Source organism: Thiomicrorhabdus sp. zzn3 (genome assembly GCF_029767755.1).
Lineage (GTDB): Bacteria > Pseudomonadota > Gammaproteobacteria > Thiomicrospirales > Thiomicrospiraceae > Thiomicrorhabdus.
This window is the reverse complement of sequence record NZ_JARUQS010000001.1, coordinates 1,414,773-1,436,510: the sequence shown is the minus strand read 5'-3', so window position 1 is coordinate 1,436,510 and position 21,738 is coordinate 1,414,773. Positions and strand designations below refer to the sequence as shown.

The following is a 21,738-nucleotide window of genomic DNA, read 5'->3' as shown; positions in this document are numbered from 1 at the left end:
GGGAAGTGAACAGGCCTGCTTTTGAAGTCATCATATTTTAAATAGATGGAAGATAGAATCTGCGTTACACTTGAAGTTCTGGTCTAAATCCTTGAATGAAGTGAAGATTTAATGCAGGACATCAATGGCTATTCGGTACAACGAACGCTTGGAACCACCCGCAATTCTCAGCTCTTGCTTGCCTCCCATACCCAAAATATGCACTCTTTGGTGTTTAAAACGTCCAAGGATGAGTATACGAGCAAACGTCAAACTCAAGAACTGGTCAATGAGTTTGAACTGTTAAAGGGGATCAATCATTCAGCGATTCTCCAGATTCATGGTGTTGAGAGTCTTCAAGGCAGAACCTTTCTGTTGCGTGAGTATTTTGACGGCATTTCATTAGAATCCTATTTGTCTCAGGCACCGCTAGAGCTGGAAATGTTCTTGGACTTAGCTATTCAGTTGGCCGATGCGATTGAAGCGTTGCATCATCAAGAGATCGTTCACGGCAATTTAACACCGTCTTGCATTTTGCTTAACCCTGATGACCTTTCCATTAAACTGACAGGGTTTGGCAATGCGGCACGCCGTTTAAGTTCATCGGACTCGGGTGAACAGCGTTTTTCAGAGTATGAACTGCTCTACAAGGCTCCTGAACAGAGTCAGATCGTTAATCAGCAAACCGGTTATGCGGCCGATATTTACGCTTTAGGAGTGATTTTCTTTCAGATGCTCAGCGGTCGCCTGCCTTTTGATGCTCAGGATGTCATGACCCTGGCACACAGTCATATGGCCAAGCCCGTACCTGCCTTGAACACGCTGATCGATACCGTGCCGGAAGCGATTTCAGATATGATCTCGTTAATGCTTACTAAAAGTCATGATGAGCGTTATTCGAGTGTGACTTCGCTCAAAAAAGATTTGGAACACTGTCGTGATTTATGGCAGGGGCAGGGTGAGATAGTCTTTTTTAAGTTGGATCGGTTCACCCTTGCGGCATCGCAACAGAAAAACAGCTCACCGCTTCCTCTGTATGGTCGGGAGCAAGAGTTAAGCCGTTTGACGGGTTTGATCAAGCAGACTTCGGGAATAGGCAAAGCTTCTATGATTACGGTCAAAGGGGGTTCCGGGGTGGGAAAATCCAGGCTGGTTGATGCGGCCTTTGACCAACTGGAGGCGTTTTCCGGATACTGTTTGAAGGCGAAGTTTGATCAATATAAACCGGCCGCTCCGTACGAATTACTCTATTCCGCGCTAGGCAATTTAATTGCTAAAGTGTTAACGGAAGGTGAGAACGAGCTGGATTTCTGGAAAAGAAAATTGTCGGAGGTCTTAGGCCAGCAGGCTCAATTGCTGATGGCCGGAATTCCAGAGTTGGAATGGCTCTTGGGGCCTCAGCCGCAAGCGGAACCGCTTTCGCCGTCGGACGCTAAATCGCGTTTGAATTTATTAATCAACGGCTTGATTCAGGCATTTGCCCAACCGGATCAGACGGTGTTTTTGATTTTGGATGATTTGCAATGGGCGGATGCCGCGACCTTGGAATGGCTTGAAGTGGCTCTGGAGGAACTTTCCTATTTTGTTGTCATCGCAGCTTATCGTGATAATGAAGTGCCGGCTCACCATCCTTTTGCGCGTTCCTTGCATCGTTTGGCTGATAAAGGCATAGAGCCTGAAGAGATCGCCCTTTCCGAGCTAAATCCTGAATCCGTATTGCAGATGGTTTCTGATTCTATGCCGGTAGAAGACGCGGCTCAAATCAGCGAGGCGATCTACCGGAAGACGGGCGGCAACGCCTTTTATGTGACCGAGTACCTCAAGCAACTTCAGAGCGATAAAATTGTTTATTTTGATGCTCAATCCTCCCGTTGGGTGAGTGATCTCAATAAATTGCAACAGTTGCCGGCTTCCGAAAATATAGTGGAATTCCTTTCAGCACGAATTACCTGCTTTCCAGATCAGGTACAGCAGTTATTAAAAATCGCTTCTTGCATTGGTAACCGTTTTGAAGCTGCTCTTCTTAGAAGGCTGTATCAAGACGATGTGGGGGTTGACCGAGCATTGCAAACCGCACTGGCCGAAGGCTGGTTGCGAATGGAGGCCTTCAGTGCCTTGAGCGAATCCGTCTATTACCTGTTTACGCATGACCGCATTCAACAGGCGGTTTGGTCGTTACTGCATCCAGATGAGAAGGAGCGTTTACATCTTTTAATCGGGCAAACCCTTTTAGAACTGTATCAACCGCTTGAAAAGGAAAAACTCTATGAATGCGTCAACCATCTGAATGCGGCGTTTTGCTTGCAGAATGAAGAAGATGAAAGGTGTGCTTTGGCCGAATTAAATTTCTCTGCGGCTTCACAGGCTAAGCTCAGTGGCGATTTTGAACTGGCATTGAGTTATATTCGTCAGGCCTGTGAGTGGATGCCAAAGCTGGAGCAACATCCTAACTATGTTGATTTTCTTAGAGAGCGTGCCGAGTGCGAGCATTTATGTAACCATGATGACAAAGCCATTCAGTATTACAGTAAAGCGCTTCAAGCCAGTGACGATAGTCTGGTCAAAGCGCGTGTATATGAATTGATGGTGACTTTTTACACGGATATTTCACAATTTGACGTGGCCTATCGAATCGGTCGTGACGCCGTGCAGATGTTTGATATCAATCTGCCTCAGCGCTTTAACCCAGGGTTGTTTGTCAAAGACTTGCTGGTTCTGAAATCTAAACTCAGGAAATACCCGGTTGCCGGACTTTTGGAGCTGCCGGAAGCCCGTGACGAACAGATCAAAATGGCGATTCGTCTGCTTTCCGTGACGTTAAAAGCGGCCTATCAGGTTAAGCCGGAACTGTGCGTGGCGATTTCATTAAAGGTGGTGCGTCTCTGTTTGGATTATGGAAATACGCGTGAGGCGGTCATTGGCTATATCGTTTTCGGTATTATTTTTCAAAGCGGCGTTTTGGGTAAACACAAAATTGGCTATGAGTACGGCCAGCTCTCTTTGGCGTTATTGGAGCGTTTTGGCAATCAGTTGCAAAAAGCCGAAGTGGAATTTGTATTCGGTTACTTTGCACACTCCTGGAGTCAACCTGCCGCCAGTACAGAAGTGTTATGGCATTCAGCCTACAAACATGGTTTGGAAGTCGGTGACTGGTTTCATACCGGATGTGCCGCGGCTGGGATTGTGCAGAGTCTGTTTATGCGCGGTAAACCGTTTGTTGAGATTGAAAGCGAAATCGAGCGTTTTAGCCAAGTACTGCAACGCATCGGGGCGCAAGAGCAGTTGGGCGCAATTTTAAGCGTTCGCCAAGCCATTCGTAATCTGCGTGGCCAGACCGAATCAGAACGTTCTTTCAGTGAGCAAGGGTTTGATGAAGCCCCCTATGTCGATTCGTTAAGCGAGTACGGTTCACGCCATTTTGCTCACTATTACTTTGTGAATAAAATGGCGACGCTGTATTTACATCAGGCCTATGATGAAGCGATGGAAATCAGTCTGAAAAGCCGGACGTTTTTGGGGGATTCCAAAGGCATGCTGCATGCCGAAGAACATCACTTTATTACCGCGCTGATTCAAGCTCAGCTAATGCCTCAGGCAGGTCCTTTGCAACGCCGTAAATATCAGGCGGAGATCAAGCGCACTGTTCGTCGTTTTAAGCGCTGGGCGGTGGATTGTGCGGAGAATTTTCTGGCGCGCCAAAGGGTTCTGGAAGGCGAGTTTTATCGTTTAAAAAGAGACTATCCAAAAGCCTTGCGTTGTTACGATTCAGCCATTGAAGCGGCTAATATTTACGGCCAATACAATATGGCGGCGATCGCCAACCGTTTGGCGGCAGACGTCTATAAAGTCAAACAGCAAAACAGAGCGGCTGAACTGTACAGCAGTGCTGCGGAAAAAGCGTTTGAGCGTTGGGGGATTCAACCAAATTCAAACGCCGTGCAAACACAAGATCTGTTTGAGGTGTCGGCCTTGGATGTCATCACTGTAATGAAAGCCACCGAAGTCATTGCTCGAGAGAAAAGGCTGTCGGAATTGTTAGAGACTCTTGTCCAGATCATTATCGAAAATGCGGGAGCCCAGCGCGGAGTGCTGTTAATGCATGAGGATCAAAGGCTTCTGGTGCAAGCGGAAGCGTCCGTGGATACTGAAGAGGTTAGAGTGATGCAGCGCGTCTCTTATCACGACAATCCCAATCTCGTGCAGGCCATCGTAAACTACGTTCTGCGTACCGAAGAACCGATTGTGCTGGATAATGCCGGGCAAAGTGCGATTTTTGGTCAGGATGCCAAAGTGGTAGAGCGGCAGGTGGTTTCCGTGCTGTGTATTCCGCTGAAACTGCATGGGCAAGTGAAAGGGGTGGTGTACCTTGAAAATAATTCGATGTCCGGCGTGTTCACCAAGGAACGAATCGAACTGTTGAAGCTGCTTAGCGGACATATTGCCATTGCGATCGATAATGCACAGATCTATGATCAGCTTGAACGGAAAGTGGCCGAACGTACTCAGGATTTGGATGCCAAAAACGAGATGTTAAAAAAGCAGAATGTGGCCCTGCAAAAACAGAACGACAGGATCTCTGAATTGAATGAGTTAGTGGTTAAAGAGAACGAAGAGCGTAAAAAGGTCGAAGTAAAACTGCATGAAGCCATTGAAGAGCTGAACCGTTTAGCGACGACGGATGCGCTGACGCACTTGAACAACCGCCGAGGGTTTGATGACTATCTGCAAAGGGAGTGCGCACGCCACAATCGGAGTGATAAAGCGTTATCGCTGATGTTGTGTGATATTGATCTGTTTAAGGCATACAACGACCATTACGGCCATCAACAGGGGGATGCATGTCTTAAGCTGGTGGCGGATGTGTTACTGGATTCGATTCTACGTCCCTCCGATTTTGTGGCTCGGTTCGGCGGAGAAGAGTTCGTGATTGTTATGCCCGATACGCCTAAAGAGGGCGCCTTGCAGGTTGCAGAACGCATCCACGACAAGCTTAAGGTGCTGAAAATACCGCATGTTAAATCCGAAGTGATGCAACAGGTCACTATGAGTATTGGTATTGCCACTTCAAACCAGGGGGAAACCTGCATGACCGAAAACCTGATCGAAATAGCGGATAAAGCTTTGTACCGGGCTAAAGCTTTGGGTCGAAACCAGACGGTTTGTGGTGGATAAGTATGTCCAAGATCGGATGTTTGGAACTGGCAGGCCGGTTGGGTTTAATATTGAATTGCTATCGTTTTGGATATGGCGTTTTACTCGGTGCGTTTAATGGATACTGGCAGGTAATATCATGAGTCTTGAATCAAATAACCCTTCAGCAGAAGCCGCCAAACAGGGAATGAGCACCATTAAGGTGGTTTGGATTGTACTGGCGAGCGTGCTGGTGACGATCGGTTTGACCTATTGGATTCTGAGTCAGGCGCTTTTTCTGAAAGCGTTTACTCCGGTAGAGTTGAAACCGAAAGAGGAGCAGGTGCTTAACGCCAAGTTGAAAGTGATTGGCGTTGAGGTCAGTGAGTACGACGAGCAGGGCAACCTGAAACCGGAAGCGTATAGCGAAGCAGGTGCCAAGCGAGAGGTAGTGTTTAGCGAACGTGAATTGAATGCATTGCTTGCCAAGAATACCGACTTGGCGCAAAAGGTGGCGGTGGATTTGTCTGATGACCTGTTGAGTGTCAAAGTGTTGGTTCCGTTGGAAGAGGATTTTCCGGTACTTGGCGGCAAAACATTGCGGATTCATGCCGGCGCGGAGCTCGCTTACCGGGAGGCGAAACCGATTGTGAAACTCAAAGGCGTCAGTTTGATGGGGGTACCGATTCCAAACGCCTGGCTGGGTAATCTCAAGAACGTCGATCTGGTAAATGAGTTTGGTGCCGATCCCGGTTTCTGGAAGAATTTCGCCGAAGGCGTTGAGAACATCACGGTCAAAGAGGGCGAGTTGAGTGTTAAGCTCAAGGAGTAACGCTTTTTAGTGCCGCTCTAAATTCTGATCAGGCCTGGTTAGATTGATAGGGTTCGATAAATTCGCTAGGAATGCGTTTGGGCTGATGCTTGTGTAAATCAATGCAAACGTAAGTGGCTTCGGCGCTGAAAACCGTTTTGCCGTCGCTGGGACGAATAATTTGAAAGTAGCGTTGGCGTCGGCAGCAGCCGATTTGTTCGCCAACCCAGGTGGCAATCAACAGTTCATCGCCCAAATAACAGCTGGCATGGTAGTGCATGCAGTTTGCATGCACCGCCATAATCCGGTTGAGCCGTTTCTGCATTTCGTGGCTAATGCCTACCGATTTGGCGTGTGCCCACGCGACGTTTTCAATCCAGCCCAAATAACTTTTGTTGTTGACGTGCCCCAAAAAGTCCAGCTCATCTTCCGTGACGGTGTGGGGCAAAATAAAGGGTGACGGGCGTTGCCAGGGCAAGGATTGGGATAGGGATGCGTTCATAATTCGTATTCGCTACTTTTAGGGGATTTTGGGGATGTTTTTGGTAGAATACAGCGATTATAACGAATCTTAGAGAGTCAGATTATGTCAGGAAATACCCTGGGACAAAATTTTCGCGTCACTACCTTTGGAGAAAGCCACGGTTTAGCACTGGGATGTATTGTCGATGGCTGTCCTCCTGGTTTGGAATTAAGCGAAGCGGATATTCAAGCGGAATTGGATCGCCGTAAACCGGGGACCTCTAAGCATGCTACGGCGCGTCGTGAAGCCGATGAGGTGCAGATTCTGTCCGGTGTGTTTGAAGGCAAAACCACCGGTACGCCGATCGGGATGATTATTCACAATACCGATCAGCGTTCTAAAGATTACTCAAAGGTGGCGGAAACCTTTCGCCCGGCGCACGCCGATTACACCTATACCCAGAAATACGGTTTCCGCGATTATCGTGGCGGTGGGCGCTCTTCGGCGCGCGAAACCGCGATGCGCGTCGCCGCCGGTGCGATTGCTAAAAAATACCTCAAAGAGCGTTTGGGGGTGGAAATTAAAGGCTATCTGTCGCAACTGGGACCGATTAAGGTCGAGAACGTTGACTGGCCGTTTGACAACAGCAATGAATATTTCTGCCCGGACCCTGAAAAGAGCGAAGAGATTCGCCAGTATATGGACAACCTGCTCAAGCAGAAGGATTCGGTGGGCGCGAAAATTACCGTCATTGCCAAGAATGTGCCGGTCGGACTGGGGGAGCCGATTTTTGACCGTTTGGATGCCGATCTGGCGCACGCCTTGATGAGCATCAATGCGGTCAAAGGGGTGGAGATCGGGGACGGTTTTGCCGTAGCCGGTCAACGCGGCACCGAGCACCGCGATGAAATGACGCCGCAAGGCTTTGTTTCCAATCATGCCGGCGGGATTTTGGGCGGCATTTCCACCGGGCAGGAGATTATTGCCCACATCGCCTTGAAGCCGACCTCGAGCATTATGACGCCGGGCCGTTCGGTCAATACGCAGGGCGAAGCGATCGAGATGGTAACCAAAGGGCGCCACGATCCTTGTGTGGGAATCCGTGCCACGCCGATTGCCGAAGCGCAGATGGCGATTGTGCTGTTAGACCACTTTATGCGCAACCGTGCCCAAAACGGCGATGTGGTGCCGCCGATGCCTGATCTGGCTCATGTCGGCGAATAAAGAAGATTCTTTAAAAACGGGTTCTTCACAGGCGGAACAGCCGTGTTCGTACCGGACAGCCTACACCAAGCTGTCCATTCATTACTTTTTCTATTTTTCCGTCCTCGGCGCGCTGTTGCCGTACCTGGGGCTCTATTTCCAGTCACTGAGTTTTTCTCCGGTCGAAATCGGTCAACTGTTGGGGGTGCTGATGGCCACCAAAGTGATTGCGCCCAATGTCTGGGGCTGGTTGTCGGACCGTTCCGGTTTGCCGATCAAATGGGTGCGTTTGGCGACGGGGTTGACGGTTGTCAGCGGCATAGGCCTGGTAAGTTTTGCAAGCTACTGGCCGCTGCTGCTGACGGTGTTGTTTTTCAGTTTTTTCTGGCATGCTTCGCTGCCGCAGTTTGAATCCTATACCTTCGGTTGCCTGGGCGACGAAAAACATCGTTACGGCGAAATTCGCCTGTGGGGTTCGGTCGGATTTATTGCAGCGGTGGTGCTGATCGGCTGGCAGATCGAACAGGTTGGCGTCGGCGTGTTGCCGTGGGATCTGTTTGCGTTGCTGACCCTGGTTTGGTTGACCACTTTTCTGGTGCGTGACCGTGGTCGGCGCATTGTGCATGAAGACGACAGTGGTTTTATGCAGATTGTGCGTCAGCCCGCGGTGTGGCATTTGTTGCTGGTCAGTTTTTTGGTGCAGTTGTCGCACGGCACCTACTATGCTTTTTTTACCATTCACCTGAGCGAGTTGGGCTACGATAAAACATCTATTGCCTGGTTGTGGGCGCTGGGCGTCATCGCGGAAATCGGCGTGTTTCTGTATATGTCGCGCCTGTTCCAGGCCTATTCGGTACGCTTTCTGATTTTGCTGAGCATCGTGTTGACATTGATTCGTTGGCTGATGAACGCTTATCTGGCAGATCATCTCGGTTGGATGCTGGTGGCGCAAACCCTGCACGCGGCGAGTTTCGGCCTGTTCCATGCCGCGGCGATTCATCTGATCGATCATTTTTTCCGCGGCCGCCATCACGGTAAAGGCCAGGCGATCTTCGCGGCGAGCAGTCACGGTTTAGGCGGCGCGGTGGGGATGCTGAGCGCCGGTTACGCCTGGAGTTGGGGGCATGCCGAATTGGCGTATGGCTTGAGCGCATTGGCGGTGTTGGTTGCGTGGTGGTTCGCCTGGCGGGGAGTACGAGTATGATCGCGTTATGGTTGAGTGTGTTGATCGGGTTGTTGAGCGCTTATCTGTGCCACAGAACGGCACAGAGAAAAGGACGACCTGCAGTGTTTTGGGGGACGATGGGATTGTTGTTTGGCCCGTTTGCCTGGCTGGTATTGGTATTGTTGAAGCAGCATAATCCAGAGAACAGAGAATCAAATTGAGAATAGAGTCGGGTTTTGAACAGGCCTGTTGAGTTTGTGGTTGTGCTTGTTAAAATCTGTTTTAAATAATGCAAATGAATAGGGAATAGAGTAATGAGATTACTGCATACGATGTTGCGTGTCGGCGATTTGGAAAAGTCGATCGAGTTTTACACCAAGGTGTTGGGCATGAAACTGTTGCGTCGTAAAGATTACCCACAGGGTGAATTTACCTTAGCGTTTCTGGGGTACGGCAATGAAGAGGAAAACACCGTGCTGGAACTGACCTACAACTGGGGCGTCGATTCTTACGACTTGGGAACCGGTTACGGTCATATTGCGGTTGAGGTGCCGGATGTTTATGAGGCGGCGGAAGCGGTTAAACAGCAGGGCGGTAAGATCATCCGCGAAGCGGGTCCGATGAACGCCGGCACTACCATTATCGCGTTTGCCGAAGATCCGGACGGATACCAGATCGAATTCATAGGCGAAGGTCACGACCGCGGTTAAATCCTGTATTCATTTTAGCGTTTAAAAAGCCGGGCCTCGCCCGGCTTTTTTTGTTTACACCTGTCTTATTATTCCATTTCACCAGGCCTGTTACATTTCATTGTTCTTGAAAGCGCAACACTCTTTTGAGTAAAGCTCGCTTTTTGTTCTCACTGTGAATCGATAACCTAATTGCTAACAATTTAATGGCTTTTTAGGTTTTATTTTTGAATATGAAGTGGACAAACAGCGCGCAGGGTTACGGTTGGGTGAGTATTGGCTTTCACTGGTTATTGGCGGTCGCCATTCTAGGGTTGTTTGCGCTTGGTGTCTGGATGGTGGAACTCGACTATTACTCAACCTGGTATCACCAAGCCCCTGAAATTCATAAGTCGGTTGGCGTCTTGGTCATGATGGCAATGATAATCAGATGGGGCTGGAATCTGGCTGGCGGCTCTCCTGCCCCTTTAGTCCACCAGACGGGTAGGGTTTCTGCGCATTGGCAACGCCGAGCCATTAAAGCCGTTCATTGGCTGCTTTACTTGTGGGTGCTGGCATTGGGCGTCAGCGGTTACTTGATTTCGACGGCCGAAGGGCACGCTGTTTCGGTATTCGGATGGTTTGACGTGCCGGTGTGGATTGCGCCATTTGACAATCAGGCCGATCTCGCGGGCGAGGTGCATGAGTGGCTGGCTTACAGTTTGATGGGCTTGGTGACATTGCACCTTGTGGGCGCGTTAAAGCATCATTTTATCAATCAAGACAATACACTCAAGCGCATGCTGTTAGCAAGGCAGAGCACTTGAACAAACAGAGTCATTTTATGAACAGGAGAAGAGAAAAATGAGTACCAAAACCGTTATTTTAGCCACGACTTTAACCTTGGCGACGGCGTTTAGCGGCTATGCCTTTGCGAAACCCGTGGATTATGTGATCGACACCAAAGGCATGCACGCATCGATTAATTTTAAAATCCAGCATTTAGGGTACAGTTGGTTGACCGGACGTTTTAACCAGTTTTCCGGTGAGTACACTTATGATAATGAAAAGCTGTCCAACAGTCATATTGAAGTGATGATCTCGACTGACAGTGTGAATACCAACCATGCCGAACGTGACAAGCATTTGCGCAGTGCCGATTTCCTGAATGTGAAAAAGTACCCTGATGCCAAGTTTGTGAGTACCGCAATCAGTGGCACGGATGATACGATTCAAGTGAAAGGCAATTTGACGCTCAATGGGGTGACCAAAGAGGTTGTCATTGAAGCCAAAAAAATGGGGGAAGGGAAAGATCCTTGGGGCGGCTATCGCAGTGGTTTCAGCGGCACCACCTCCTTTAAATTGGCCGACTTTAATATCACCTATGATCTTGGCCCGGCTTCCACCACGGTTTGGATGGAGTTGAACCTGGAAGGTATTCGTAAGTAAGCGTTTCACATACAATACCCTTTTAAATTGGTTAAGACTGAACAGGCCTGTTGGGTTTGTTCGGTCTTTTTGTATTTCGTTTGAATCTATAAATTTAATTGTCGAGTTATGTTTGATCCCAAATACCAACCCATTTTAATGGCCTTTTTTATGGCTCTGTTTATGTCGTTTTTAATGTCTGCTGTGATCAGTGCCATTAATGTCGGGTTTCCTGCCAACTTTGTGCAAATCTGGATGCATGCCTGGTTTTCTGCCTTTGTGATCGCCTTTCCGATTGTGATGTTTGTGGGGCCGATGGTGCGCAAGATTGTGGCGAAACTGGTCAGAGCACCGCACTAAAAATAGTGTGTGCATCTTTTTTACGGTGGCGGGTATAGAACAAATATAATAGGAATGTGTTTTTTAATCGATTTTGATCTATGCCTGAAAAAATCTCACTCTTAGCGCGTAATGCCACCTTGCGTCAGTTGCAGGTCTTTGAAAGTATTGCACGTAACCAAAGTTTTACTAAAGCGGCGGAGGAGTTGCATCTCACCCAGCCGACCGTCTCCATGCAGGTCAAAAAACTCAGTGACGTGCTCGATGCCCCCTTATTTGAGCAGATTGGCCGCAAGGTCTATTTGACCGCCGCCGGGCAAGCGCTCTATGAGGCGGCCGAGGCTATTCTCGCCAAACTCTCGATTGCCGAACAAAAAATCAATCATCTCAAGGGCTTTTCCGGTGGAACGGTAAAACTGTCGGTGATTTCTACCGCGCAGTATTTCGTGCCGAAGGTCATTCAGGAGTTTACCCAGGCCTATCCAAATGTGACGGTGTTGATGCGTGTCGGCAATAAAGAGACCCTGTTGGATCGCATTACCCAGAACAAGGATGACTTTTATCTTCTCGGGCAGCCGCCCGAGGGGTTGAATGTGAGTTCATCGCCTTTGGCGATTAATCCACTGGCGTTTGTCGCCAATCCAAATCACCCGTTGGTGGGCAAATCTTTGTCGATCAAGGATTTAGAGCATGAACCCTTCTTAATGCGCGAAACTGGGTCGGGAATCCGCGCGCAAGTGGAAAAGGTGTTTCAGAGTTTTGATTTTAAACCCTCGGTGAAAATGGTGTTGGGGAGCAACGAGGCGATACGTCTGGGGTTGATGCAAAACCTTGGCATTACTGTGGCTTCGATTCCAACCCTGTTGAATGAGATTGAACGCGGCGAAATAGCGATTCTTAAAGTAAAAGGGTTTCCGATCAACCGCCATTGGTATCTGGCTTATCCAAATGGCAAGGTGCTTTCTATTGCGGCTGAGAAGTTGATTGAGTTGTTGAAGCGGGAAGGGGAGTCGCTCAGTGAGCAAGCCTTCAATAAGTTGAGTTGATCGATTTGTCTTTATGGGTTAAATTTTTGTATAGATTTTTATCTATCCAATTAATCAAAATTATTGATTTGAAGTTATCTTACCGCTCTTTATAATGGCACCTGTTTCGGGAGTCATGCTGTGCCAAACAATGAAGTTTGCATTTTATGACTAAAAATTATGGGCGCCAGCGGTCAATCTGCTAATGCAATGATGCGTCCCAAAAATTGAGGTAAGAAAAATGGATCAGTCGAATCGTTACGCTGACTTAACTCTATCAGAAGAAAAGTTGATTGCTGATGGTAATCACCTTCTTGTTGCATACCGTTTAAAACCAGCTGCTGGTTACGGTTTCCTAGAAGTAGCTGCTCACGTTGCTGCTGAATCTTCAACGGGTACTAACGTTGAAGTATCGACTACGGATGACTTCACTCGTGGTGTTGATGCTCTAGTATACGAGATTGACGAAGCGGCGTTTGGTGACAAAGGTGGTCTGATGAAGATCGCTTACCCAGTTGACCTGTTCGACCCTAACCTGATCGATGGTTTCTATAACGTTTCTCATATGTGGTCTCTAATCCTGGGGAACAACCAAGGTATGGGTGATCACGAAGGTCTACGTATGTTGGACTTCTTGGTTCCAGAGCAAATGATCAAGAAGTTCGACGGTCCTGCTACAACGATTGCTGATCTATGGAAAGTTCTAGGTCGTCCAGAAGTTGACGGTGGTTACATCGCTGGTACGATCATCAAGCCAAAACTAGGTCTACGTCCTGAGCCATTCGCGAAAGCCTGTTATGACTTCTGGTTGGGTGGCGACTTCATCAAAAACGATGAGCCACAAGCAAACCAAAACTTCTGCCCAATGGAAGTGGTTATTCCTAAGGTTGCCGAAGCAATGGATCGTGCGCAACAAGCGACGGGTCAAGCTAAACTGTTCTCTGCGAACGTGACCGCCGACTTCCATAAAGAAATGGTTAAGCGTGGTGAGTACATCCTGGGTGAATTCGCTAAGTACGGTAATGAAAAACACGTTGCATTCCTGGTTGACGGTTTCGTAACGGGTCCAGCGGGTGTGACGACGGCTCGTCGTGAATTCCCTGATACTTACCTACACTTCCACCGTGCAGGTCATGGTGCGGTCACTTCTTACAAGTCACCAATGGGTATGGATCCTCTATGTTACATGAAGCTTGCTCGTTTAATGGGGGCTTCTGGTATCCACACGGGTACTATGGGTTACGGTAAGATGGAAGGTCACAGCGATGAGCGTGTACTCGCTTACATGCTTGAGCGTGACGAGTGTCAAGGACCTTACTTCTATCAGAAGTGGTACGGCATGAAGCCGACTACGCCAATCATTTCTGGTGGTATGAACGCGCTACGTCTACCTGGTTTCTTCGAAAACCTAGGTCATGGTAACGTCATCAACACGTGTGGTGGTGGTTCATTCGGTCACATCGATTCTCCAGCGGCCGGTGGTATCTCTCTAGGCCAAGCTTATGAGTGCTGGAAAACGGGTGCAGATCCTATCGAATACGCTAAGGATCACCCAGAGTTTGCTCGCGCATTTGAATCTTTCCCTGGTGATGCTGACAAGTACTTCCCAGGTTGGCGTGAGAAGCTAGGTGTGCACAAGTAATTGCGAGTCAATTACGTAAGGTAACACTTAGTAAAGAAACCTCTGCTCTCGGGCAGGGGTTTTTTTTCAATCAAGCAAAAAAAACCAAATATTTTACTAGGTTATTTATTGATGACTCGCTTCGTTATAGGAGTGGTCAACCATAAATAACTTCACGCCCAGAGGTAAGTAGACGGGCATCTTATTTTCACCATAATTGTTACGGGGAACGATATGGATATTTCACAATATAAAATCGACAATGAACCTTTTTACGATGCACAATCCAACGAGATTGAGTTATACGAAGCCGCCTATGATGCGCGTCTTCCTGTGATGGTAAAAGGGCCAACCGGTTGTGGTAAATCGCGTTTTGTAGAGCATATGGCCTGGAAACTCGGTAAGCCAATCATCACCGTTTCCTGTAACGAAGATATTACCGCTTCAGACTTGGTGGGTCGTTACCTGCTGGATGCCAACGGAACCCGCTGGGTTGACGGACCTCTCACCATGGCGGCGCGTTATGGTGCCATCTGTTACCTGGATGAGATTGTTGAAGCGCGTCAAGACACCATGGTGGTGATCCACGCTCTGACGGATCACCGTCGCGAGCTGTCTCTGGATAAAAAGGGTGAACTCATCAAAGCGCATCCAGATTTCCAGTTGGTTATCTCCTATAACCCGGGCTATCAGTCACTCATGAAAGACCTTAAGCAGTCCACCAAACAGCGTTTCTGTGCGTTGGACTTCGATTATGCCGATGCAGAAACCGAAGCGCATATCCTGCAAAAAGAAGGTGGTGTGGATGAGGCGACTGCGAAGAAACTGGTTCAGATCGGTGAAACCGCGCGTAATTTAAAAGGACACGGTCTGGACGAAGGGATCTCAACTCGTCTAATGGTTTATGCGGCTACCCTAATCAACAAAGGTATTACACCGGTTGAAGCCTGTAAGATGGCATTGGTTCGTCCGATTACCGACGATGCAGACATTCGCCAAACCCTGGATAACGCAATCGAAATGATTTTCGGCTAAATCATCATTTGAGTTCTGCCGCTTTTGGCGCGGAGCATTATTGGTTTCGGGCGTGTACGATTCGTACACTTCCTCAACCGGCTTTGCTCTGCACTCAAAATCGACCGTCTCAAATAGATGATTGCTCTTAGTTTTGAGCGTTTATTTTTCAATTAAACGAATGAGAGCGTTTAAGAATGAATGAAGAATTATTAGCCGAATATCAACAGAAGTTTACCTGTAAGTTTCCAAAAGCGATCGAACTGTTTCCTGATCTGCTTGGTGATGCCGTTGCTAAGCTGTCGCCACAAGGGGTTGAAGCCTATTTAGATGGGGCCAATTTCCTGTGTAAAATCGGCCAGGGCGTCGAGCCGGTTTTGGTCTTTATGGAAGTCATGCCGGATATCGCTTCACACTTCGGGCAGGGAACCAACAAAATGATTGCCGACTACAGCTATCAGCTGGCGCGCAGTCCTAATAAAAAAGCCCTGATTCCCTTTTTGAATTCATTAAGCAGTGTTTGTCGACGCATCGATACAGTGGAGGACCTGCAGCGCTATCTGGAGATTATCGACGAGTATGTCGAGAAGACGCAGACGGTTATTCACGGTCACCACTCCCTTTATGAAAGTCCGGGTATGGTGGCGTTGCTGGAGTCCATGCCGCAGCTGATTTCCAAGCTATGTCTGAACGGTATCCGCAACTTCATCGATTACGGTGCGCGTAACTATCTGAATGCGCCGGACGAGCAGATCGCCTACTTCAAGCTGGAATCGCACGATGCCAAGAGCATTATTACCCGTGAGCGTAAAGGCACGACCTTCAAGGATGTCGAGCGTCATATGGATATGTTGAAATCCTGTATGTGGGATTGCGACCTGCCTTTCCAGACCTTTGCGACCGCTTTTGACCAGCTGCGCAAGCCGGTACCTTATCTTGATGAAACCTTGATTGCCGTTCCTGATGTGTATGATGAGGAGAATGGTGTTTCTGGGATCGACCGTTATCGTGCGACGCTGGCTCACATGATGGCACACTATAGGTGGTCAACCCGGCTAATGGCGGATAATTATGCACCGCACATGCAGCTGTTTATTTCGATCTTTGAAGACAGCCGTGTTGAATATTTGGCCATACAGAAATATCCCGGTCTGAAGAAGTTGTTTTTGGCTCTGCACCCTTATCCGAAAAAAGGCGCTTGTGATGATAGCAAACAGTCGTGTCTGCGCTACCGTGCCACGCGTATGTCACGAGCGCTGCTAGATGAGAACTTTGATCCGGAAAACCCACTGCTTGAAGCCTTTCGTGAGCGCTTTCATAAAGTCATGGCTGAGAAGGGCGAGAGCTCGACCACGGCGGATATGGCTGAGCTCGGAATCGATTTCTATGTAAAATCCCGCAAGCAGTCGTCGGATAGTCTGCCGAGTGTCTTCTTTGACGATACGGAAATTTCTTATCGTGACGATAATCGTTATATCTGGTTCTACTACGAAGAGTATGATGAGCCAGATGAAATTCTTCCAAACGAGTATGAGAATGAAGAGCCGGTGGTGGATAATGAAGGTGGTTTGCCGCCGCGTCATTACGATGAGTGGGATTATATTTCGGAAGGTTACCGTCCTGATTGGACCACTGTTTATGAACGCCTGCACCCGTCTGGAGATCCCCGCAAGATCGACCGTTTGATGGAAAAACACGGTGATCTTGCCAAGCGTTTGAAGAAAATGATCGAAATGCTCAAGCCGCAGAACAAAAAGCGTATTCGTTTCCAAGAGGAAGGGGAGGAGCTGGATCTGGATGTAGCGCTGCGTTCGGTAATCGACTTTAAGAGCGGGCAAGCGCCGGATCCGCGAATCAACTACAGCCATACCACGGATAGCCGTAATATCGCGGTGATGTTATTGGTGGATACGTCGCAATCACTCAATGAGCGTAACCAGGAAACCGGGCAGACGTTGTTGGAGCTTTCCGAAGAGGCCTTGGCCATCACCGCCTGGACCGTCGAGCAGCTGGGCGATAAGTTTGCGATTGCCGGCTTCTGTTCCGATACGCGCCATGAAGTGCGTTACCAGCACATCAAGGGCTATTCGGAGGGGTATACCGATGAAGTGAAAGCGCGTATCGCGGCGATGGAAGCGTCTTATTCAACGCGAATGGGGGCGGCCATGCGGCATGCCGCACACTATCTCGAAGCTCAGCAGGCCGAGAAAAAGTTGATGTTGGTATTAACGGACGGTGAGCCGGCGGATATCGATGCCAAAGATCCGCAGACGCTGATTCAGGATACCCACAAGGCGGTCGAAGAGTTGCAGAGCAAGGGGATTTATTCTTACTGCATTACACTTGATCCAAATGCGGATGAATATGTGGCGGATATATTCGGTAATCAATATACGGTCATTGATCATGTAGAGAAATTGCCGGAACAGTTGCCGCAAGTCTTTATGAAGCTGACACATTAGTGTGCGAGAGGGAACTATGAAATCAACCATAACGGTTCGATCGACATTCGATTTTCGTGGTGAAACGTTTTGCTATGAGGCCGATATTGATTTACCTTCCTATGTGGATGATGTCGAGCTGTTTTTGCAGCAGCTCCCTAATAGAATCGCCAAACAGAATCAAATGGATGTGATCTCTTATAAATTTGAGATGTTGGAATCGAGTGAGATTGAAGTCATTCGCTTTCAATCTCGAATTGCGTCGGCGATCCCTAACCTGCCAATGCGAGTCGAAACCTTCCTGGATCTTTATCAAAAGGTGGGGCCTGAGGCTTATTTGCAGAACATAGCGGAAAATCACCAACTTGATTTGGACGCGAATCCTCAGATAGCTAAAGCACTTAAGGCTGCTTATGAACTGGGCAAAGAGCATAGGCCAAAGGAAAAACCCGTCACTCATCATTGGTGGTAACGAGTTTTTTCAATGGCCCGTTTTGCTGGACGATTTTCTTCGTGCATGGAACGAGACGGGTCTTAATAGGTATGATTGAATGTTCCGGAGTGGATTGGCAAGGGAAGTTTTCAATATTGTATCGATGAAGTCAAGACAGGAATCGCGGCGATGGAAACCTCTTATTCCACTAAAATAGGTATAATAGTGTTTTAGAAAGTTTCTAAAACCACCAGAAAATGCCCTTATCGAGGGCATTTTTTGTGTCAATTGCATGCGTTTTCAATGTACGGGGGCATTGTTAAAAGCGCTGTAAAATTATCTCAAAAGGATTAATTATGTGCCAAAAATGCTGTGATGCTCACCCCTCTATTGAATTGCTGTTAGACAATAATCGTGACTGGGTTGATCAGGTTAATCACGATAGACCTGGATTTTTCAAAAACCTGTCCAGCCAGCAGAAGCCTGAGTATTTGTGGATTGGGTGTTCCGACAGCAGGGTGCCTGCTAACGAATTGGTTAAAATGGATCCCGGTACGATCTTTGTTCACCGTAATATTGCCAATTTGGTTAATTCCAGTGATATGAATGTGTTGAGCGTCATTCAGTATGCGGTAGAAGTGCTTAAGGTGAAGCACATTATCGTCAATGGCCACTATGGTTGCGGTGGTGTTATGGCGGCGTTAGAAGAGACTAATCTGGATTTGATTGATCACTGGATTCGTCCAATCCGCAAGTATTACCGTCGAGCTCAGCAAGAGCTCGACGCGTTGCCCTATGAAGAGAAGGTGAATCGCTTGTGTGAAATCAATGTCATGGAGCAGGTGCGTAATATCTGTCACGTTCCCGCGGTGAAAAAAGCCTGGAAGCAACCGGGGAGAGAGTTGTGTATTCATGGCTTTATTTATGACATTAAAGATGGCCGTTTGCATAATCTGGATGTGTCAATTTGCGACCCGGAATCTGCCGAGAAAGCGGTTTTGCGAACGGAAGACTAATGCTTTTGCGCAGCCATTAGCGCTCGAAGAGGCGGTGAGCCTTTGTCCAGCCTTGGTTCAGATAATTTTCAGTGCTTTTAGAGAATTATCCGACATATTAAATTAAAGCGAAGGTTGGCTGACCTTGGGAGGATGGAATTGTTGTTTGTCCGAGTTGAATCAAGGTTATAATCTGCGCGTTTTGATAACTGAATATGAAAAGGAAATGTGATGTCTAAATTTGAAAATGTCACCGTCTTAAAGGAAGCGTCGGTTTACTTTGACGGCAAAGTAACGAGCCGTACTGTGTTGTTTGCGGACGGATCGAAAAAAACCTTAGGAATTATGATGCCGGGTGAATACGAGTTTGGTACCGATATGGCAGAAAACATGGAGATGCTTTCGGGCGATGTTGAAGTTCTTCTACCTGGAGAGACAGAGTGGAAGGCGATTCCCAACGGATCCAGCTTCGATGTTCCGGCCAATTCTAAATTTGGCATTAAGGTGCATGCCATTGCCGATTATTGCTGCTCTTATATTCCTGAATAAATACGATTTTTCGAAAACCTTGTTGAATAAAAAACCAGCAGGCCTGCTGGTTTTTTATTTGCTCGCGTCCTGTTTTTGAGCTTGCTTGCGTTTTTTAGCTTTTTGGGCTTTGAATAAAAAATGTAAACCTAAGTGAGCTAAGAGCAGAACAATCATTAATCCGAGTGCAATTTCCCCAATGTGCTCTATCCACATAGCTTGAAATCCTTTTCTTTTGATTGGCGTAAGCAATTCATTTTACCCCATTCGATCGCCATGTTTAATTTTCATTGATACAGACATGGTTTTTCAATTATGGCGGTTTGTCGAGTTTACCTAAGCCTAGAGTCATTGCCCTAATTGCTGGTGGTTATGATTTATTTTGGTGCAACACCTCAATTTTATTTATTTTGTGATTATTGTTTGGCGAAATATTTTTACTTAAGTATTTGAAATAAAAAGATAAAAATGTTTTGGCTGTCAATGTGTTTATTTTAGGATTGCAATGAAGTAAAAGAGGGCAGTGAAAATGGAACTGAAAGTCTTGCTGGTGTGTGATGATGTTTTGCCCTGCCAGGAATTACAACAAGGGTTGGAACGTTCTGGTATTGGACAGGTAGAACGAATAGGCGTCAAAGATAATCTACTTAAAGCGATTGCGGATTTGGAGGTAGATTTGATTATCGTTGATGTCGAAAAGCCTACTCTGAATCTGTTTGAGCAGTTTGCCGTTGTGCATGAATATTGTCCTAAACCGGTCATTTGTTTTAGTGGTGAGCGGGATACCCATATCATTGCTCAGTCCGTGAAAGCCGGTATTACTGCCTATATTGTCGATGGTAAGGATGCCGATCGTATGCAGCCAATTATTGAAGTGGCGATGGCGCGATTCAAACAATGTCAGGCCCTGAAGAAAGAGTTGATCCAAGTAAAGGATAAACTTTCTGAGCGAGCCGTGATTGAAAGAGCCAAAGGGCTTCTTATCGAATACAAGCATATGTCCGAAGATCAGGCTTATAAAACGATGCGAAAAATGGCGATGGACCAAGGAAAAAAGATTTCAGTCATTGCGCATGAAATTTGCGATGTAATTAAAGCGTTGTCGGCCTGAAATAATGGAATGCAGCCAAAGTTTGGAGTTGGGTCCCAAAGCGAAAAACGGATGGATGAACCGTTTATCTTTTAAAAAGATAAAACGCAAGAAACAATCGGTGTTTTTGGATTTTTTTAAAATGAGAATGAGCGGAAACGTGATACCTATTTCTGAGAGTGAACAGTCTGAAGAAAATTTTATTGAGGTAGAGGATAAGCGACTGTATTCAGTATTTCAGCCGATCTACAGCTTTTCCAATCAGGCCTGTATTGGTGCTGAGGCACTTGTCAGAGGAAAGAATCAACACGGATTCGCAATTCCGGTTGCGGATTGCCTAAAAAAACCTGAGAGCATGACTAAGGCTGATTATGCACGCATGCTCAATCGCATGCATTTGAATAATTGGCAGAGCATTAAGCCAGAAGATAATTGGATCTTCCTTAACTTGGATTTCCGAAATCTGAGCAGCTTAAAAGACTTTTGTTTGAACGAGTTGCTTGATGAAATGAAAGTCGACGGCAACCAGATCGTCATTGAAGTCGTAGAGAGTGAAATTGCGGATGAAGGCCTGTTTGAAGAGTTGATTTTACAGTTTCGAAAAATGGGGTGTCTGATTGCCTTGGACGACTTTGGTGCGGGCCACTCCAATATCGACCGCATCTGGAAGGCGCAACCCGATATTGTAAAGCTGGATAGACAGGTACTGTTGGAAGCAAGCAAAAGTGTCCGCAGTCAAAGCGTGTTGAGAAACTTATCACAGTTAATCAAGCAGGCTGGAAGTATCTCCTTATTGGAAGGAATTGAAACCGAGGATCAAGCGCTACTGGCAATGGATGTCGGTGTGGACCTGGTGCAAGGGTTTTATTTCGCCCGGCCGGATGTGTCGCTTGAAAACCTTGTGAATGGAAAGAAACAGCTGCAGCATATCGTTGATCTTTACCCGAAATATTCCAATGAAAAAGAGTTTATTCGTCAGATTCAGCGCAAAGGTTATGAAACCCTGTTTGAATCGTTAGATGAGTGCCACGAGGTGGCCATGCTGGAAGGAAAGATGCAGGAAATATCCAGTCTTTCCTTTGTGAAACGCTTTTTTGTCTTGGACGAATCAGGATATCAGATCAGTGAAGAAAACAGTAAACCCTCAGAAAATCATCTTGCGATGTTAAAAAAAGGCAAAGGGTTGTGCTGGAAGAATCGCCGTTATTTTTTCAAAGCGATGGACCGACCGGGCACGATTTATGTGTCCGGTCCCTATCGTTCGTTAATCGATATGCAGTTGTGTTTGACTGTTTCCAAACAGGTTACTTTGACCTCAGGACAGAGGGTGGTAGCTTGTTTTGACGTTTTTTATCACGATAAAGCCGCGGAAATGGTGCAGATCTCTGTTTAACTCAATCTTGAA

At 47.3% G+C, this 21,738-nt stretch carries 19 protein-coding genes; 18 read left to right on the top strand and 1 reads right to left on the bottom strand.

The window, feature by feature from the left end; all coding sequences use genetic code 11:
• Nucleotides 1-111: 111 nt before the first annotated feature.
• Together QCB44_RS06700 and QCB44_RS06695 are read left to right on the top strand one after the other, a co-directional pair.
• Nucleotides 112-5,151 (top strand): diguanylate cyclase, encoded by a 5,040-nt coding sequence (locus tag QCB44_RS06700; RefSeq protein ID WP_279408828.1) that lies wholly within the window; start codon nt 112-114, stop codon nt 5,149-5,151.
• Between the two features lie 118 nt (nt 5,152-5,269).
• Nucleotides 5,270-5,941 (top strand): arginine N-succinyltransferase, encoded by a 672-nt coding sequence (locus tag QCB44_RS06695; RefSeq protein WP_279408826.1) that lies wholly within the window; start codon nt 5,270-5,272, stop codon nt 5,939-5,941.
• Between the two features lie 28 nt (nt 5,942-5,969).
• Here QCB44_RS06695 and QCB44_RS06690 read toward each other — a convergent pair whose 3' ends face one another.
• Nucleotides 5,970-6,422 (bottom strand): acyl-CoA thioesterase, encoded by a 453-nt coding sequence (locus QCB44_RS06690; protein ID WP_279408825.1) that lies wholly within the window; start codon nt 6,420-6,422, stop codon nt 5,970-5,972.
• Between the two features lie 84 nt (nt 6,423-6,506).
• Here QCB44_RS06690 and aroC point away from each other — a divergent pair, with 84 nt between their 5' ends.
• The 16 genes from aroC (at nt 6,507) to QCB44_RS06610 (ending at nt 21,726) form a co-directional block, all read left to right on the top strand.
• Nucleotides 6,507-7,607 carry a chorismate synthase gene (aroC, locus tag QCB44_RS06685; protein ID WP_279408823.1) on the top strand — a complete coding sequence of 367 codons (1,101 nt, stop codon included), beginning with the start codon at nt 6,507-6,509 and terminating at the stop codon, nt 7,605-7,607.
• Nucleotides 7,594-8,790 carry an MFS transporter gene (locus QCB44_RS06680; protein WP_279408822.1) on the top strand — a complete coding sequence of 399 codons (1,197 nt, stop codon included), beginning with the start codon at nt 7,594-7,596 and terminating at the stop codon, nt 8,788-8,790. Before aroC ends, QCB44_RS06680 begins: the two co-directional genes overlap by 14 nt.
• Complete coding sequence (locus tag QCB44_RS06675) at nt 8,787-8,972, top strand: hypothetical protein (RefSeq protein ID WP_279408820.1); 186 nt, start codon at nt 8,787-8,789, stop codon at nt 8,970-8,972. The genes QCB44_RS06680 and QCB44_RS06675 overlap by 4 nt, the downstream gene beginning before the upstream one ends.
• A gap of 93 nt (nt 8,973-9,065) precedes the next feature.
• Nucleotides 9,066-9,461 carry a lactoylglutathione lyase gene (gene gloA, locus QCB44_RS06670; protein ID WP_279408819.1) on the top strand — a complete coding sequence of 132 codons (396 nt, stop codon included), beginning with the start codon at nt 9,066-9,068 and terminating at the stop codon, nt 9,459-9,461.
• A gap of 212 nt (nt 9,462-9,673) precedes the next feature.
• Complete coding sequence (locus tag QCB44_RS06665) at nt 9,674-10,246, top strand: cytochrome b (protein WP_279408818.1); 573 nt, start codon at nt 9,674-9,676, stop codon at nt 10,244-10,246.
• A gap of 37 nt (nt 10,247-10,283) precedes the next feature.
• A complete protein-coding gene (locus tag QCB44_RS06660) occupies nt 10,284-10,868 on the top strand; it encodes a YceI family protein (RefSeq protein WP_279408817.1) in 585 nt (194 codons plus the stop codon).
• Between the two features lie 108 nt (nt 10,869-10,976).
• Nucleotides 10,977-11,207 (top strand): DUF2798 domain-containing protein, encoded by a 231-nt coding sequence (locus QCB44_RS06655; RefSeq protein ID WP_347710086.1) that lies wholly within the window; start codon nt 10,977-10,979, stop codon nt 11,205-11,207.
• A gap of 80 nt (nt 11,208-11,287) precedes the next feature.
• Nucleotides 11,288-12,232, top strand: coding sequence for a LysR substrate-binding domain-containing protein (locus tag QCB44_RS06650; RefSeq protein ID WP_279408814.1), 945 nt, complete (start codon nt 11,288-11,290; stop codon nt 12,230-12,232).
• A gap of 220 nt (nt 12,233-12,452) precedes the next feature.
• Complete coding sequence (locus QCB44_RS06645) at nt 12,453-13,853, top strand: ribulose-bisphosphate carboxylase (RefSeq protein ID WP_279408811.1); 1,401 nt, start codon at nt 12,453-12,455, stop codon at nt 13,851-13,853.
• 213 nt (nt 13,854-14,066) lie between these two features.
• Nucleotides 14,067-14,867 (top strand): CbbQ/NirQ/NorQ/GpvN family protein, encoded by an 801-nt coding sequence (locus QCB44_RS06640; protein ID WP_279408809.1) that lies wholly within the window; start codon nt 14,067-14,069, stop codon nt 14,865-14,867.
• Between the two features lie 176 nt (nt 14,868-15,043).
• Nucleotides 15,044-17,308: a VWA domain-containing protein gene (locus tag QCB44_RS06635; RefSeq protein WP_279408806.1), complete on the top strand. Its 2,265-nt coding sequence runs from the start codon at nt 15,044-15,046 to the stop codon at nt 17,306-17,308.
• 16 nt (nt 17,309-17,324) lie between these two features.
• Nucleotides 17,325-17,759 (top strand): hypothetical protein, encoded by a 435-nt coding sequence (locus QCB44_RS06630; RefSeq protein ID WP_279408805.1) that lies wholly within the window; start codon nt 17,325-17,327, stop codon nt 17,757-17,759.
• Nucleotides 17,760-18,076: 317 nt separating this feature from the next.
• Complete coding sequence (locus QCB44_RS06625) at nt 18,077-18,736, top strand: carbonic anhydrase (protein WP_279408803.1); 660 nt, start codon at nt 18,077-18,079, stop codon at nt 18,734-18,736.
• 210 nt (nt 18,737-18,946) lie between these two features.
• Nucleotides 18,947-19,264, top strand: a complete 318-nt coding sequence (locus QCB44_RS06620; protein WP_279408800.1) for a pyrimidine/purine nucleoside phosphorylase — start codon at nt 18,947-18,949, stop codon at nt 19,262-19,264.
• A 508-nt stretch (nt 19,265-19,772) separates the two neighbouring features.
• Nucleotides 19,773-20,354: an ANTAR domain-containing protein gene (locus QCB44_RS06615; protein WP_279408798.1), complete on the top strand. Its 582-nt coding sequence runs from the start codon at nt 19,773-19,775 to the stop codon at nt 20,352-20,354.
• Between the two features lie 139 nt (nt 20,355-20,493).
• The gene (locus QCB44_RS06610; protein ID WP_279408797.1) at nt 20,494-21,726 is read left to right on the top strand and encodes an EAL domain-containing protein; all 1,233 of its coding nucleotides are present in this window, start codon (nt 20,494-20,496) and stop codon (nt 21,724-21,726) included.
• Nucleotides 21,727-21,738 lie beyond the last annotated feature (12 nt).

Bases quoted from the DNA above. Each gene is read 5' to 3' on its own strand.
- QCB44_RS06630 (WP_279408805.1), top strand. From the start codon at position 17,325: ATGAAATCAACCATAACGGTTCGATCGACATTCGATTTTCGTGGTGAA.
- QCB44_RS06615 (WP_279408798.1), top strand. From the start codon at position 19,773: ATGGAACTGAAAGTCTTGCTGGTGTGTGATGATGTTTTGCCCTGCCAG.
- QCB44_RS06655 (WP_347710086.1), top strand. From the start codon at position 10,977: ATGTTTGATCCCAAATACCAACCCATTTTAATGGCCTTTTTTATGGCT.
- QCB44_RS06700 (WP_279408828.1), top strand. From the start codon at position 112: ATGCAGGACATCAATGGCTATTCGGTACAACGAACGCTTGGAACCACC.
- QCB44_RS06675 (WP_279408820.1), top strand. From the start codon at position 8,787: ATGATCGCGTTATGGTTGAGTGTGTTGATCGGGTTGTTGAGCGCTTAT.
- QCB44_RS06635 (WP_279408806.1), top strand. From the start codon at position 15,044: ATGAATGAAGAATTATTAGCCGAATATCAACAGAAGTTTACCTGTAAG.
- QCB44_RS06680 (WP_279408822.1), top strand. From the start codon at position 7,594: ATGTCGGCGAATAAAGAAGATTCTTTAAAAACGGGTTCTTCACAGGCG.
- QCB44_RS06640 (WP_279408809.1), top strand. From the start codon at position 14,067: ATGGATATTTCACAATATAAAATCGACAATGAACCTTTTTACGATGCA.
- aroC (WP_279408823.1), top strand. From the start codon at position 6,507: ATGTCAGGAAATACCCTGGGACAAAATTTTCGCGTCACTACCTTTGGA.
- QCB44_RS06620 (WP_279408800.1), top strand. From the start codon at position 18,947: ATGTCTAAATTTGAAAATGTCACCGTCTTAAAGGAAGCGTCGGTTTAC.
- QCB44_RS06660 (WP_279408817.1), top strand. From the start codon at position 10,284: ATGAGTACCAAAACCGTTATTTTAGCCACGACTTTAACCTTGGCGACG.
- QCB44_RS06650 (WP_279408814.1), top strand. From the start codon at position 11,288: ATGCCTGAAAAAATCTCACTCTTAGCGCGTAATGCCACCTTGCGTCAG.
- QCB44_RS06625 (WP_279408803.1), top strand. From the start codon at position 18,077: ATGTGCCAAAAATGCTGTGATGCTCACCCCTCTATTGAATTGCTGTTA.
- QCB44_RS06695 (WP_279408826.1), top strand. From the start codon at position 5,270: ATGAGTCTTGAATCAAATAACCCTTCAGCAGAAGCCGCCAAACAGGGA.
- gloA (WP_279408819.1), top strand. From the start codon at position 9,066: ATGAGATTACTGCATACGATGTTGCGTGTCGGCGATTTGGAAAAGTCG.
- QCB44_RS06690 (WP_279408825.1), bottom strand. From the start codon at position 6,422: ATGAACGCATCCCTATCCCAATCCTTGCCCTGGCAACGCCCGTCACCC.
- QCB44_RS06645 (WP_279408811.1), top strand. From the start codon at position 12,453: ATGGATCAGTCGAATCGTTACGCTGACTTAACTCTATCAGAAGAAAAG.
- QCB44_RS06665 (WP_279408818.1), top strand. From the start codon at position 9,674: ATGAAGTGGACAAACAGCGCGCAGGGTTACGGTTGGGTGAGTATTGGC.